Origin of the sequence: Gilliamella sp. B3892, assembly GCF_026536305.1 — a bacterium.
Taxonomy (GTDB): domain Bacteria; phylum Pseudomonadota; class Gammaproteobacteria; order Enterobacterales; family Orbaceae; genus Gilliamella.
The window spans coordinates 53,060-68,083 of sequence record NZ_JAFNOK010000008.1; the positions used below are offsets into that span (position 1 = coordinate 53,060).

Genomic DNA, 15,024 nt, shown 5'->3' on the forward strand with positions numbered 1-15,024 from the left:
ATTTCCTCAGTTATGTTTCGGTTTTTTACTACATTGACTATAATACAACTAAAACGATTTAAAAAAACAATCGGTACAACGGTTACAATTTTAACATAAAATTTCTTGAGATTAAATATGAAAACTTTTATCCCTGGCAAAGATGCCGCGCTTGAAGATTCAATTAGTTACTTTCATCAACAATTGGCTAAATATGGTTTAGATGTTAAAGAAGCATCTTGGCTTAATCCGGTTCCTAATGTTTGGTCAGTACATATTCAAAACATCAACTGCCCACTCTGCTTTGCAAATGGTAAAGGAGCAAGTAAAAAAGCGGCACTAGCTTCAGCGTTAGGGGAATATTTTGAACGTTTATCGACCAATTATTTCTTTTCGGATTTTTATTTAGGTAAACAGGCTGCCAATGCTGAATTTGTTCATTACCCGTCAGAAAAATGGTTTTCAATTCCTCAAGATAATCGCTTACCGAAAGGCTTACTTTCTGAAAAACTGCTGAAATTTTATGATCCGGATAACGAATTGACCGCCAGCGATTTAATCGATTTGCAATCAAGTAACCACGCTCGTGGGATATGTGCGTTACCTTTTGTGCAACAATCGGATCAACAAATTATTTATGTTCCGGTTAATTTAATTGCTAATTTATACGCTTCTAATGGCATGTCGGCCGGTAATACCCGTAATGAAGCTCGGGTGCAAGCGTTGTCGGAAATTTTTGAACGTTACGTAAAAAATAAGATTATTGCCCAGGCAATAAGTTTACCGACGATTCCTGCTGATGTGATTAATCGATATCCTTCAGTCTTATCCGCCATTCAAGCGCTGGAAAGTGAAGGCTTTCCTATTTATTGTTTTGATGCATCGTTAGGCGGACAATTTCCGGTTATTTGTGTGGTGTTGTTTAATCCGCAAAACGGCACTTGTTATGCCTCTTTTGGTGCGCATCCTAACTTTGGCGTAGCATTAGAAAGAACAGTGACTGAATTATTACAAGGGCGAAGTTTAAAAGATCTCGATGTGTTTTCGCCGCCTAGTTTTGATAATGATGAAATAGCTGATTTAAGCAATTTAGAAACGCATTTTATTGACTCCAGTGGTTTGATCTCGTGGGATCTTTTCAATGAGCAAGCCGATTTTGACTTTGTCGATTGGGATTTTTCCGGAACAACCGAACAAGAGTTTGAAAATTTAATGGCGATTTTCACCGCTCATCATGTCGAAGTTTTGATTATGGACTATGAGCATTTAGGTGTATATGCTTGCCGAATATTGGCGGTAGGCATGTCAGAGATCTACCCGCCGGAAGATCTGCTTATTGCCAATAATAATATGGCCATTGAACTTCGTAAGTTAATCTTATCTTTACCAAATGGCAAACACACCAGCAAACACTACCTTTCTCTTATTGAGCAGCTAGATGATGCCGGTTTGGATGATTTTGCCCGTATAAGAGAATTATTAGGTATAGCAACAGGTAAAGATAATGCATGGTTAACCTTAAGAGTGGGTGAGTTAAAAGCCATGCTCGCCTTAGCCGCTCAAGACCTTGAGCAAGCTAAATTGTGGATCGATTGGACGGTTGAAATGAATGAGTCAATCTTTACCGCTCAGCGTAACCATGCTTATCGCTGTTTGCAAACGTTAGTAAACTTTATACTTGAACGAGATATCGAGCAGTTTAATCAATATCAAAATGCTTTTAATAAGATGTATGGCAAAGCTTGTGTTGATGAAATGTGGCAGTATACAACCGGTAAAAAACGATTCTTCGGTTTAGCGGATTTAACAACCAATAATCCGGCCGAAAATGACAATCTTGAACAGTTCGCTATGCATCAATCCTTGCTGGCGGTTTATCATAAATTACATCAAACCATGTCATAATCCCGCTTTATTGCGGCGTCAGCAACCGTTTTTTATGACGCCGCAATAAGTTTAACCTTGTCGGGCAAATTCAGCGGCTTGTAAGACTAACTGTTGGTTAGGCGTGATGCCGGTATATAAGATAAATTGCTCAAGCGCTTGCAACACCGCAACATCGGCGCCGGATATAATCTTTTTATTGACTCGTTTGGCATATTTTATCAACGGTGTTTCAACCGGTAATGCAACGACATCAAACACAATATCAGATTGTTCAATCAGGGTTTCACTAAACGCCAATTGATCTGCTTCAATTCCACCTTGCATACCGATAGGGGTAACATTAATGATTAATTTTGCTTGCTCGGGTGAAATACTCGCTTCATCTGCAACCCACTGATAACCATAACGGTTTGCCAGCGCTTGTCCTTTTGACTCATTACGAGCTGCAATTATGCCATGTTTAAACCCTTTGTCGTAAAAAGCGCCAATGACCGCATTAGCCATTCCGCCACTGCCTTTTAATACAAATGGCGTGGTTTTAGCAATTTGATTGCTTTCGATGAGTTTTGCAACAGCAATATAATCAGTATTGTAGGCTTTTAAATAGTGATTGGTATTTACTATGGTATTAACCGATTCAATGGATTTAGCAGAATTATCCAATTCATCAATAAACTCAATACAAGCTTGTTTATAAGGCATTGATATGGCACATCCTCGGATTGCCAGCGCTTTTATGCCATATATTGCATCTTTTAAATTATTGGTGGTAAAGGCTTTATAAAGATAGTTAAGATCGAGCTTTTCATATAAGTAATTATGAAAACGGGTACCGAAATTGCCCGGGCGAGCTGAAAGAGACATGCATACTTTTGTATCTTTGTTAATCATTCTTACCATGATGACTAATCCTTGTGTTCAAAGTGATATTACTTTAGTATTTTAGCATTTTTTTTATGTATGTATTGAAATATGGTTGCAAATAATACTGGTCCTAAAATAGAACAAGAAAAATCGACAGTGAGCGTGATGATCCATTTATATTGCCAGAAAAAACATCACTCAAAAGCCAATCAATTGTGCGATGAGTGTCAAGATTTACGGCAATATGCGATGCAACGTTTAACCATGTGTCGTTTTGGTGAAGCGAAAACCACCTGTGAAAAATGTCCTCGCCACTGCTATCGTAAAGATTATAAAGAAAGAATAAAACAGGTTATGCGTTTTGCCGGTCCCAGAATGATGATCTATCATCCGGTTAAGGCGCTAAAGCATCTGTATAAAAATCTTATTAGTTAGATTTTATTATGACTATGTGATTCATCACATAGTCATTTTGCTTAATTTAGACTACTGATTAAAACTTCATACTTGCACTGATAACCGCATTAAATTTTGCTGCCGGAATACTTTCATAAGCAGTGGTATAGTTTTTGTTTAAAATATTATTCAGATCAACGCCAATTTTATATTGTCTGTTGGCACCAAATGAGGTGGTCGTTGATAAGTTTACTGTTGACCAACCGCTATAGCGATAAACCGATGACTCACTGCGTTTAGTTGCATTTGTTGCCATGCGCATAAACAGATCGGCATCGATATCAACGTGATCAAAATAGGCAGTGTGTTTTAATCCAATATTGCCAGCAAAGCGTGGATTGCCGGTATCATAAGTGGTGTATTTATCGGTTTTTATTTGCCGACGTAAATAGTTACCTTTTATATATGGGGTAACAGGTAAATCAACATATTCAACCATAAATTCTAAACCATAAGTTTTGGCTTTATTGGCATTATCATAATAGCTAAAATTGCTACCAATAGCGCCATCACAAATCGCTGAACCATCACAGCTCATCTCGGTGATATAGTTTTTCGCTGCAGAATAGTAGATAGCCGCATCGGCTAAAATTTTGTTATTGTTATAACGCAAGCCAATTTCGTAATTATTCGATTTTTCCGCTTTTAATTTCGAATTGCCATAAAGCGTTTGATCAGATGCCGTGGTGACTGCATACAGGTGCGAAAGGGTAGGATAGACATATCCTTGGGCAAACGATGCTCTTAACTGAGTATCACGGATACCGGAATAAGTCAGCCCGGTTGATACAACAAAATTGTTATCATGATCGCTTTTTTTGCCGTCGGTTTTAACCGTTGACGTTGCCGATCCAACTACTGGCGTTTTATCAATAATTGACGATCCTTTTTTTAGTTTCGAAGTCACCCAATATTGGCGCACACCTAAATTCCATGAAATATCCTCGGTGATATCCCAATCATTTTGCCCAAATAAAGCAATGCTCGATTGTTGCCATTTGTTCGAGGAGAATTTATTTTGAGTATAGCTTTTAATTGGTACCGGCATTTTTGACACAACGACATTATGCGAATTTTGATCGACATTATCTTGCTGATATTGAAGCCCGGCAATCAAATTCATGTTTTTAGCCGGCACAAAGTCAGCTTGAAACGTCATACCATAAGTTTTTTGTTCATCATCGGTTGCCGTGCGGGTATCAACGTTTATTCTGGCATTCGGCGCTACGTTAATATGGTTACGAAATTGTCGATTTAGTTTTTGCGCATAGGCATCATAATGCAGTTTTTTAAGAAAAGTGCCGTCAGCTTGATAGTCATAAAACAGGCCGATTTTTTCCCGTTGTAATTGAGGAATTTCAACCGAGAACTCTTTGATAGCAGGATTATTTTTTGACTTATCATAGTAGGTTTTGGTATCTAATTGATAACGATCTATAGATAGCCCCAATTTATGTTGATCAAGATTAAAACCAAACCATGAACTTAAACTATTATTACCAAAGTCGGTGTTGTGAAGTTTGCCTTGATACGCTTTACGGTCATTGTTTTTCGCATTGCTACCACTGATGCGATAATCAAAAATATTGTCGATTGAACCATTAATAGTGCCCATTTCGGTAAAGCCGTCGGTTGCGCCATTGTAGATCACTTTAGCGTCACCGCTTAACGGCGCCCCGTCTTGGCTACCTTTACGCGTAATAAAATTAACTACGCCACCAATCGCTTGCGAGCCATAAAGCACAGAGTGAGGACCTTTAATCACTTCGATGCGTTCCACCGATTCCATATCAATTAATACACCGGCGCTTGAGCCATGCCCGGAACGATGATAGGTGACTTCTTGCCCGTCAATTAACATCAAAATACGTGACGGCGCTTCACCTCGTATCATAATTTGTTTTCGGCCGGCTAAAGCATTATCCATAATTTCAACGCCGGGAATATCGCGTAATGCTTCAACAACTGAATCGCCATTTTGATTTTCAATTTCATCTCGATTAACTGCCGTCACCGAAACCGAACTATCCCAGACGGTTTTTTCGTTTCGATCAGCGGTCACAACAATGGTATCTTGCGGGGTGGATTTTTTGGTATCGGCAAAAGTTTGATCAATGAAAAGCAAATTGGTTAATGAAATGCAAATCGCTGTTGCGATATGAGTTTTGGTAATGTTTAAATCCATTATTAACTTAATCCTATTCTTCTCTTTTTTTATAGGTTTTGAATAAAGATTGAATGATAACCATTATCATTTAAGCTGTAAATAGTATTATGCAAATTAATCGATATTGATCACACTCTTTGCCTCAATTTTGCTCACAAATACTGCTCTAAAAAGGAAAATGGCCGTTGTTATCGATTAATAAAACAGCGTGAATTGACTAATTTATTAAAATAAATATTTGTGATTATCCATAACAAAACTTACAATAGCCATTTGATATATAAGTTAGGTTAAATACAATGTCTGTGGCAGTAGTTGAAGTTAATCGCAAATCACTTTTACATAATATTGACTATTTTAGAAATAAATCACCTAATAGCGCCTTAATGGCAATTGTCAAAGCCAATGCTTATGGGCATGGTATGTTAGGGGTGGCGAAGTTATTACAAGATAAAGTCGATTACTTTGGCGTAGCACGGGTGGGTGAAGCGTTATTATTACGGCAAGAGGGCATTAATACCCCAATTGTTTTATTAGAAGGTTTTTTCCCGCATGATGATGTTAATGATTTAATCGATTTTAATTTACAACCGGTTATTCACGCAAGCTGGCAAATTGATGCATTAAATGCGATTGATGTTGAAAATCAAATTACCGCATGGTTTAAATTAGATACCGGTATGCATCGCTTAGGTTTTCACCCCGATGAGGCTGAGCAACAATTTATTAAGCTAGCAAATTGCCGGGTAGTGCGACCTTCTATCAATATTATCAGCCATTTTAGTTCGGCCGATGATTTAACCTCACAGCAAACGGCTAAACAAACTGCGTTGTTAGATCAGTTTATTTTAGCCATGAATCATCACCCAGCTATCAATAAACAATCTATTGCGGCATCCGGTGGCATTCTTGCTTGGCCTAATTCACATCGTGATGTTATTCGGGTTGGCATTGCTTTATATGGTGTATCACCGTTTGATGAGGCGATTTCAGCGCTTAAACCGGTGATGACACTTAAATCAGAGTTGATAGCTGTTAGAAAGCATAAAAAAGGCGAAGCTGTGGGATATGGTCAAACTTGGGTCAGTCCAAACGATACCACCTTAGGTGTGGTGGCAATGGGATATGGCGACGGTTATCCTCGGGGTATTAGTCCAAATACGCCGGTGATGATCAATGGTCGTCAAGTGCCGATTGTTGGGCGGGTCTCAATGGATATGATTGTGGTTGATTTAGGACTTCATTGCCATGAAAAACCTGGCGATGAAGTTATCTTCTGGGGGCATCAGCTACCGGTTGAACACATTGCTAAGCACACAGGTATTAGTGCTTATGAATTATTAACGCGCCTGACGTCACGGGCTAAAATTCACTATGTAGATTGAGAGTTATGATTAAGAAAATCGTTTTATGTACTTTACTTACTTTGATATTAATTGTGGGTGGTTCAATTGGTATTGGCTACTACTTTTTGCATCAGTTTTCCAAACAATATCTAAATGTCACTGATGATAATCAAGTCTTTGTGCTAAAAAAAGGCACAACATCACATCAGTTAGCTCAGCAAGTTAAAGAGAGTAATTTACTTGAGCAATCACATTTATTGCCTTATCTATCTAAACTCAATCCTTCGTTAAGATCGATTAAAGCCGGCACCTATCAACTGCATCCGCATATGACGGTTGAGGATTTTTTAGCGTTATTGGTTTCGGGCAAAGAGAGTAATTTTTCGATCCAATTTGTCGAAGGAAAACGAGCGAAAGATTGGCTTAACGTGATTAAAAATTCACCTTATATTGAACAGACACTTGACGGCAAAACCGATGAAGAGATCGCCAAATTGTTAGGGATTGAAGGATCGATCGAAGGTTGGTTATCGCCAGATACTTATCTTTATACAGCTAACACGGTCGATATTAATTTATTAAAACGTGCCCATATGACCATGAAAAATAATTTACAAAAAGTCTGGGAAAATCGAGATAGCGATCTTCCTTACAAGTCGTCTTATGAGCTGTTAATTATTGCTTCAATTATTGAAAAAGAGACCGGACTAAGTTCGGAGCGAGCTAATGTGGCATCAGTTTTTGTTAATCGCTTGAAAGCCAAAATGAAATTACAAACCGATCCGACCATTATTTATGGTTTAGGTGACAAATATACCGGCACCATTCGTCGAGTAGATTTAAATGATACTGAAAATCCTTATAATACTTATGTGATTGAGGGATTACCACCAACACCAATTGCAATGCCTAGCCTTGCCTCGTTGGAAGCGGCTGCGCATCCGGCTAAAACTAACTATCTGTTTTTTGTTGCTAATGGAACAGGCGGTCATACCTTTTCAAGCAACTACAACAGTCATCAACAAGCCGTTAATCAGTATCGACAGTTAAATCGGTAACATCACAGATTGAAAAAACCGTGCAGATGAAGTGACCCCCAATAGTTGGACAACCAATTACTTGGGGGTTTTTTTATATCAAATCTTTTCGCAGAACTTTTTCTTAGAACATTTTCACAGAATCTTTTACACAAAATCTTTTACTCAGAATCTTTTATTGCAGATAATTGATCAAGCTGCTTAATCAGCTCTAATAGCTGTGTTAGGTCTTGTTCCTGCTGTTTAAATGCCTCTTCAAAATAGGGATGAAGGGCAAATTGTGGGATAGTGGCATTAGCATCAATAAGAGCATAAATTCGAGGAATAAAAATCCATTGTAGCCACTCATGCGCTTGCATGGTGTCGAGCGCAAACGGTTCTTGACTTAAAAAAGCATCGGGATGCGGTGGCGCTGATTGCCATAATTGAGTGTCTTGCAGTGCCTGTTTTATCAATTCCAGTTGCTTAATTAACGACTGTGTCTGCGATTGCTGGCTTAATAAATCCCGGTAATATTGCCAGTCAAAACAAGGACCCGGATCGGTTTTACGCGTCGGGGCGATGTCACTATGCCCGGTAATATTTTTAATGGCATAAGTTTTTTGGAGGATCAAGGTTACTGCGGCTAACTGCTCATATTGCACTGGAGTGAAATTTTCACTGTCGCAGCCTTCTAATTCAATGCCAATTGAGAAATCATTACAATTTTCTTGCCCTTCGAACTGTGATTGTCCGGCATGCCAGGCTCGTTTATCAAACGGGACAAACTGGATAATTTCACCATTACGACGAATAAAAAGATGTGCAGAAACTTGCAATTGGTAAATTTTAGCAAAATAGGGATCAGCATTCGGATCAAGTTTGCCGGTAAATAATTGTTCCACATAAGGGCCACCATACTGATTTGGCGGCAAACTAATATTGTGAATGACCAATAATGAAATAGGTTTATTCGCCGGGCGATCATTATAAAAAGGCGATAAAACTTGCTTAACACCTTGTAACCAACTATTAATGATGTTTAAGGGCATATTAACTCCAACAATTGTTTAGGTAATGCGAATGAAGTTTGTGAACTATTGCACAACGATTTTGACATGACCGAAATAATTAACGTGACGATTGTATTTCAAATCCCAAAATACTAATTGGCTTATTATTTCATTTTTTTGTTTCGCTATAAAGTCATCACTCAAATCATTTCTATCAAGGAGTGTAACAAAATGTCTAATCAATCGGGATTTACCTTATTTGAACTTATGATTGCTATTGTGGTGATCGCTATTTTAACCGCAATCGGTCTACCAGCTTATCAAGGTTATGTCAAAAAAGCGGCTTTAACTGACATGCTTCAATCGATGAGCGCCTATAAGTCAGCCGTTGAAATTTGTGCCATTGAAAAAGGGGCATTAAAAGGATGTAACAATGGCAGTAATGGTATTGCGGTGACCAAATCGAGTAACTATGTTGCTTCTATTACGGTAAGTAATGGGGTTATCACTTTAGTGGGATCAAACGCTTTAGCTGGCTTAACCACTACGCTAACGCCGACAATCAATACCACCCATGGTCATTTGGATTGGAGCCGAACTTGCATAACAACACCGCCGGATGCCGGTTTAACTTCCGCTTGTGAAGATATTTTTAAATTTTGATTATGATAAAGCCAACATTAGAGAGCGATTATGCAAGAAGATAAATTGGTTGAACGTATTAACGACATATTATTATCGGCGCTTGAAAAGCGAGCTTCAGATATTCATTTTGAACCTTATCAAACCTATTACCGCATCCGGATGCGTATTGACGGCGTTTTACAAAACAAGGCAAGTGCACCTTTGTCTTTAGCTAAGCAGATAACGGCCAGACTCAAAATCATGTCCAATTTAAACATAGCCGAACAGCGATTGCCGCAGGACGGTCAATTGGTGATTGACCATTTTGCCATGCGCATTGCCACTTTACCGGTAATCAATGGCGAAAAAATCGTATTGCGGGTTATGGATAACGAGCAGTTAGACTTAAGCATTTATGATTTGGGATTGTCGGCTCAGGATCTAGTAACTTTCGAAAAAATTCTAAGTTATCCGCAAGGCTTGATTTTGGTCACCGGCCCCACAGGTAGCGGTAAAACCGTCACCTTATACAGTGCACTAAAACGACTAAATAAAGAAGATTGTAATATTTGCAGTGTCGAAGATCCGATCGAAATTCCACTCGACGGCATTAATCAAACCGCAATCAATCCAAAAGCAGGGTTAACTTTTTCAGTTATTTTACGTGCTTTGCTCAGACAAGACCCTGACGTGATGATGATTGGTGAAATTCGTGACCAGCAAACCGCTGAAATTGCCATTCAAGCATCACAAACAGGGCATTTAGTTCTATCAACCTTACACACCAATTCAAGCATTGAAGCTATCACTCGCCTTAATCAAATGGGCATTGAAAATTATCTGCTTGCATCAAGTTTAAAACTGGTAATTGCCCAACGGTTAGTGCGTAAACTTTGTATTGAATGCAAAACCGCAGCCAGTGAATACATATTATTAGGCAATGAGTTCGTACCACATTATTTAGCCATTGGTTGCCAACATTGTGTTGGCGGGTATTCGGGGCGAATTGGTTTGTACGAATTATTAGTTATCACGCCGGAAATTCAACAGCAAATTTTAGCGAAGCAAACAATCACGCCAACCAATATGACTAGCTTGAAAAAAGCGGGTGAAGAGCTGGTAAAAAATGGCATCACAAGTCTTGCTGAAATAGATCGGGTGTTAGGGGATAGCGAGTGAAACGGCTCTATTATTGGTATGATCTCAACTTTGAGCAAAACAACATTATTGCCCGTTCAAGGCAAGAAGCTCAAAAACAGTTGTTAACACAAGGCAAGGTAGCAATAAAATTTAAAGCAGGGCGATTTATCAGCAGCAAAAGTTTTAGTCGCAACGAATTATTGCTGATAACAAAACAGATAGCCACGTTATTAAAAGCCGGTTTATCACTGATTGATGCGCTCGAACTGATGATTGAAGATCAGACCAAAGCGCATTGGCAATATTTGCTTAACGATGTGAAAAGCCAAATTACACAGGGTGAATCATTATCGCAAGCGCTAGCCAATCATCATTTGGTTTTCCCTTCGCTTTACTGTCAAATCATTGCCACCGGCGAGCTAACCGGTCAGCTCGATACTAGTTTTGAACAGTTATCCCTACAACTTGAAAGATCGATTGAACTCCACAAACGAATTAAAAAGGCGGTGCGTTATCCGCTCTTTCTTTTAGTGGTATCGCTTGTTGTGGCATTGATGATGTTACTTGTTGTTTTACCTAAATTTAATGAGATATACCGAAGTTTTGATGCCCAGCTCCCTTATTTTACCCAATGCATGATTGAACTTTCAATTTCTCTGGAAAGAAACTGGATCATACTGAGTTTTATTCTGCTATTAAGTTATCTCACTTACCAACACTATGTGAAAGCTCGTTTTCAAGCTGAAATCGATAGGTGGATATTGCGTTTGCCGTTAATTGGCCAGCTAATTACCAGTAGCCATTTAACCCAAATATTCCAAACGCTTGCTATTACCCAACAAGCCGGCATTCCTTTATTAACCGGTTTAAATTCAGCCGTTAATACGGCAAGTAACGCTTTTTATCAAGACAGTATTAATCTGATTATCGAGCAAATCAAGCAGGGGCAGTCGTTCAGTTATGCTTTGCGTCAGCAAGCCGGTTACCCCAATATTTGTCGGCAATTAGTTCATGCCGGCGAAGAGTCGGGAACGCTGGATCTGATGTTAGATAATTTAGCCCACTATTTTCAGCAACAACATCAAAGGTTAACCGATAATTTATCTTCGACCTTAGAACCGTTATTAATGCTGTTGTTATCGCTGATAGTCGGCAGTTTAATTATGGCTATCTATTTGCCAATATTTCAACTCGGCGATGTGATACATTGATGTTAGTGTTCATTATCTGTTTAGGATTATCCGTAGGTAGCTTTATTAATGTTGCTTATCGCCGGTTTTCACCTTCATTGAGCCATATAGAATATTTGCAGACAATAAGTGTAAAACGGTCAAAGTGCTTAAATTGCGGTAGTACACTGGCACTGTGGCAGTTAATTCCGGTGATTTCTTGGTTGATATTAAAAGGTCGTTGCTACTATTGCCACTGTAAAATTTCGCTGCATTATCCGGTATTAGAGTTATTGCTTGCTACTTTGTTTACCTTAATTTATATCGATCGAGGATTAAACAGCCACAGTTTGCTAATGATGATGCTTAGCGGTTTTTTTATTCTGCTTGCATTGATTGATTTTAAGTATTATCTGCTTCCCGATTTTTTTACTCAACCGTTGATGTGGTTGGGATTAATTGCAAGCTATTTTGAGCTGACCAGTGTTAACCTTAACGATGCCTTTTTAGGGATTTTGGTCGGTTATGGTTTACTAAAAATTCCGGCAACGTTATTCTTCTGCATTTTTAAAAAAGCAGGTTTGGGCGGTGGGGATATTAAATTACTGGCTGCATTTGGCGCTTGGTTACCGTATTATCTTCTGCCTTGGTTAGTGGTAATTGCTTGCCTACTTGGTATTATCTATTATCTTTGTTTGCGATATCTGCTGGCAAAACATCAAGTGCGGTTAATTCCTTTTGCACCTTTCTTATCGTTTTCAGGTTATTGCTTAAGCTATTTTTGTCAAGAACTTTCAGAAATACCCTACGTTTTAGTATAAAACCTTAAATTAATCTTGTGATATAACTAAAATCGATAACGATATTAAAAAGAGTTATTTTTATCATAGTAAAAATAGCAGTATAGTAAATCCCTATTTACTGACACTAACATAATAATAAATGAAGGAATTAACCATGAGTACTATCCCTGAGTTGAAACAAGATATGATCGCTTGGCGTCATCACATCCATGCGCATCCCGAAACCGCCTTTGAAGAAAAAAACACAACTCAATTTATTATTGAAAAACTTCAATCTTTTGGTATTACCGAGTTATTTACTGATTTTGCCCCAACCGGAGTAGTTGGTCTTATTCATGGTAAAAAGCCGGGACGCTATATTGCATTGCGTGCCGATATTGATGCGTTGGATATTGTTGAAGAAAATAACATCGAATATTGCTCAACGATCCGCGGCAAAATGCATGCCTGCGGTCATGACGGACACACTGCGACTTTATTGGGTGTTGCCAAATACCTGAGTGAGCATCGGGATTTTACCGGCACGGTGGTAGTCATTTTTCAGCCCGCTGAAGAAAACGAAGGTGGCGCCCGAGTAATGGTTGAAAACGGATTGTTTGACAAATTGCCTATTGAAGCTGTTTATGGGATACATAACCAGCCGAATATGAATTTAAACCATTTTTATATCAACCATGGACCAATGATGGCATCTTACGATGTCTTTGAAATTAAAGTGACCGGACAAGGCGCCCATGCAGCCGCTCCTCATTTAGGCAAAGATACCATTTTAACTGCTACCCAAATTGTCAACGCTTTACAAAGCATTGTTAGTCGAAATCTTGATCCGATCAGCTCATTAGTCATCAGTGTGACGCAGATTCATAGTGGTGATACTTGGAATGTTTTACCGCAACAAGCGGTAATACGGGGTACCGTACGTTCGTTTAGTGCGCAAGTGCAAGACCTTGCCGAAAATCGCATTAAGCAGATTGCGAGTGGTATTGCTGCAACATTTGACGCTAAGGCAGAGGTGGATTATCAGCGCCGTTATCCGGCCACGATCAATTATCCAACGCAAGCGGATATTGCTATTGAAGCGGCTAAAAAAGTGGTTGGGCAAGATAATATTGTGGTTGATCCTCAGCCGTCTATGGGATCAGAAGATTTTGCCTTTATGTTACAAAAAATACCGGGTGTTTATGTTTGGCTCGGTGCCGGCAAAGGGGCTAATTTACATAATCCGGCATACAATTTTAATGATGAAGTGTTAACAACCGGCGCCCAATATTTTGTTGAGATTGTGAATCAAGAATTGGGACAATAAAATACACATGTTGGAATAGATCGGAAGATCATTCCAGCATTTTAAAAAAATGGTATGGTAATCTTGCGTTTTAATTTAAATACGTGATAGCAATTAACCGCTAGTAACTAACGGTTAATTGTGTTTTTTTAAGTTTAATTGAAAGTAAGTTGACTATCTGGTTGGTCTTTGACTCTAAATTGGGTATTAATATCGATACCATTAGCGAGAACAACTTGTACATAAATAGCGTTGTCTTGGTTGAGTTTTACCGCCGCCAACACTTGACCGCTTTCTCGCCAATTACCGTCAATCTCATACTCAAGCTTATCGCCAATTTTTGGTAATGTTGCGCTTTTTCCAGATAACAGATAGAGCCCTCGATTATTCGCACCACGATACTCTGCTCTGGCGACCATTTCTTGCCCACAATAACAACCTTTATCAAAGCTAATGGCATCGAAATGTTGTAAATTACATGCTTGCGGTAATAAGCTTTCAATATTCGGCGCATCGATAATGGCATAGCCTGCTTCTAAATCAAGTTTCACCCAGTCATCACATGGTTGCAAATCATCAGGAAGGGCATTTGGTGTAACCATAATAAAGCGCATTTGCGGTAACGGTAATTTGATATAAGTGATGTTATCGACAGTCACGCAGTTGTTAACTGCCAGTGGTGAAATTATCGATTCTAAAGCTGGTTGTCCGGAAATCGCTTCTGGCGGTATACCGACGATATTGAGATCGTTAACGATTTCAATAGTAAGATTGGCAAAGACTGCATATTTTTTTAATTCAGCGATTTGTCGCTCAACAACGCTTTTGCGGACAATGTAGTAAATATCTTGCCCACGTTGGAAAATTAATAAATTACCCCACATTTTACCTTTGGCATCACAATGCGCACCGAAAAGCGCACGTTGTTCAGTCAATTTATTGATATCGATGGTGACTTGTCCTTGCAAATATGAGTGATTATCTTCACCGGAAATTTTGACTAGTTGCCAATCAGCAAGGGAGGTTAGTTTACTAAAAATATTGCTCATGATAGTACCTTTGGGAAATGGATAATTCTAAAACCATATTGGCTAGAATCATTAACTTTTGGAAAAGTGTATATAAAAAATAACAAGATAACAATAACATCAATGGCTAATATTGCACTTTTTAAAGAATTAATGATTTTTATGGAAGATATCTCACAAAAATGAATTTTTTATTCGGATTAAAGTCAGAGAATCATCTTAGCTTATTGACTTTATTGATTTTGTG

13 protein-coding genes and 1 pseudogene are annotated in these 15,024 nt (G+C 38.6%); 9 read left to right on the plus strand and 5 right to left on the minus strand.

The annotated features are described in order from the left end of the window. Nucleotides 1–117 precede the first annotated feature (117 nt). A complete protein-coding gene (gene ycaO / locus J3U74_RS08945; RefSeq protein ID WP_267329125.1) occupies nucleotides 118–1,884 on the plus strand; it encodes a 30S ribosomal protein S12 methylthiotransferase accessory factor YcaO in 1,767 nt (588 codons plus the stop codon). A 51-nt stretch (nucleotides 1,885–1,935) separates the two neighbouring features. Here ycaO and J3U74_RS08950 read toward each other — a convergent pair whose 3' ends face one another. After that, complete coding sequence (locus J3U74_RS08950; RefSeq protein ID WP_267329124.1) at nucleotides 1,936–2,766, minus strand: shikimate 5-dehydrogenase; 831 nt, start codon at nucleotides 2,764–2,766, stop codon at nucleotides 1,936–1,938. Nucleotides 2,767–2,838: 72 nt separating this feature from the next. Here J3U74_RS08950 and J3U74_RS08955 point away from each other — a divergent pair, with 72 nt between their 5' ends. Next, nucleotides 2,839–3,165, plus strand: coding sequence for a nitrous oxide-stimulated promoter family protein (locus tag J3U74_RS08955; RefSeq protein ID WP_220217599.1), 327 nt, complete (start codon nucleotides 2,839–2,841; stop codon nucleotides 3,163–3,165). A 58-nt stretch (nucleotides 3,166–3,223) separates the two neighbouring features. Here J3U74_RS08955 and J3U74_RS08960 read toward each other — a convergent pair whose 3' ends face one another. After that, nucleotides 3,224–5,371, minus strand: coding sequence for a TonB-dependent receptor (locus J3U74_RS08960; protein ID WP_267329123.1), 2,148 nt, complete (start codon nucleotides 5,369–5,371; stop codon nucleotides 3,224–3,226). 281 nt (nucleotides 5,372–5,652) lie between these two features. Here J3U74_RS08960 and alr point away from each other — a divergent pair, with 281 nt between their 5' ends. Both alr and mltG read left to right on the plus strand, forming a co-directional pair. Then, nucleotides 5,653–6,738 (plus strand): alanine racemase, encoded by a 1,086-nt coding sequence (alr, locus tag J3U74_RS08965; protein WP_267329122.1) that lies wholly within the window; start codon nucleotides 5,653–5,655, stop codon nucleotides 6,736–6,738. Nucleotides 6,739–6,746: 8 nt separating this feature from the next. Then, entirely contained in the window at nucleotides 6,747–7,757 is a 1,011-nt protein-coding gene (gene mltG, locus J3U74_RS08970; protein WP_416379770.1) for an endolytic transglycosylase MltG, read from the plus strand. A gap of 140 nt (nucleotides 7,758–7,897) precedes the next feature. Here the strand turns inward: mltG and J3U74_RS12560 are convergent, their stop codons facing one another. Then, nucleotides 7,898–8,206 (minus strand): YqcC family protein, encoded by a 309-nt coding sequence (locus J3U74_RS12560; protein WP_416379797.1) that lies wholly within the window; start codon nucleotides 8,204–8,206, stop codon nucleotides 7,898–7,900. 12 nt (nucleotides 8,207–8,218) lie between these two features. After that, nucleotides 8,219–8,767, minus strand: a pseudogene (gene ampD / locus J3U74_RS12565) (1,6-anhydro-N-acetylmuramyl-L-alanine amidase AmpD); the annotation flags it as partial. Nucleotides 8,768–8,959: 192 nt separating this feature from the next. Between ampD and ppdD the strand changes: the two are divergent. The 5 genes from ppdD to J3U74_RS09000 all read left to right on the plus strand — a co-directional run bounded on the left by ppdD (nucleotide 8,960) and on the right by J3U74_RS09000 (nucleotide 13,770). After that, nucleotides 8,960–9,391 carry a prepilin peptidase-dependent pilin gene (gene ppdD, locus J3U74_RS08980; protein WP_267329119.1) on the plus strand — a complete coding sequence of 144 codons (432 nt, stop codon included), beginning with the start codon at nucleotides 8,960–8,962 and terminating at the stop codon, nucleotides 9,389–9,391. A gap of 30 nt (nucleotides 9,392–9,421) precedes the next feature. Beyond that, the gene (locus tag J3U74_RS08985; RefSeq protein WP_267329118.1) at nucleotides 9,422–10,531 is read left to right on the plus strand and encodes an ATPase, T2SS/T4P/T4SS family; all 1,110 of its coding nucleotides are present in this window, start codon (nucleotides 9,422–9,424) and stop codon (nucleotides 10,529–10,531) included. Then, nucleotides 10,528–11,703 (plus strand): protein transport protein HofC, encoded by a 1,176-nt coding sequence (gene hofC / locus J3U74_RS08990; RefSeq protein ID WP_267329117.1) that lies wholly within the window; start codon nucleotides 10,528–10,530, stop codon nucleotides 11,701–11,703. Before J3U74_RS08985 ends, hofC begins: the two co-directional genes overlap by 4 nt. Continuing rightward, nucleotides 11,703–12,482, plus strand: coding sequence for a prepilin peptidase (locus J3U74_RS08995; protein WP_267329116.1), 780 nt, complete (start codon nucleotides 11,703–11,705; stop codon nucleotides 12,480–12,482). The genes hofC and J3U74_RS08995 overlap by 1 nt, the downstream gene beginning before the upstream one ends. 136 nt (nucleotides 12,483–12,618) lie before the next feature. After that, complete coding sequence (locus J3U74_RS09000; RefSeq protein WP_267329115.1) at nucleotides 12,619–13,770, plus strand: M20 aminoacylase family protein; 1,152 nt, start codon at nucleotides 12,619–12,621, stop codon at nucleotides 13,768–13,770. 134 nt (nucleotides 13,771–13,904) lie between these two features. On the opposite strand, the gene ygfZ is transcribed toward J3U74_RS09000, so the two are convergent. Further along, a complete protein-coding gene (gene ygfZ / locus J3U74_RS09005) occupies nucleotides 13,905–14,798 on the minus strand; it encodes a tRNA-modifying protein YgfZ (protein WP_267329114.1) in 894 nt (297 codons plus the stop codon). Nucleotides 14,799–15,024 lie beyond the last annotated feature (226 nt).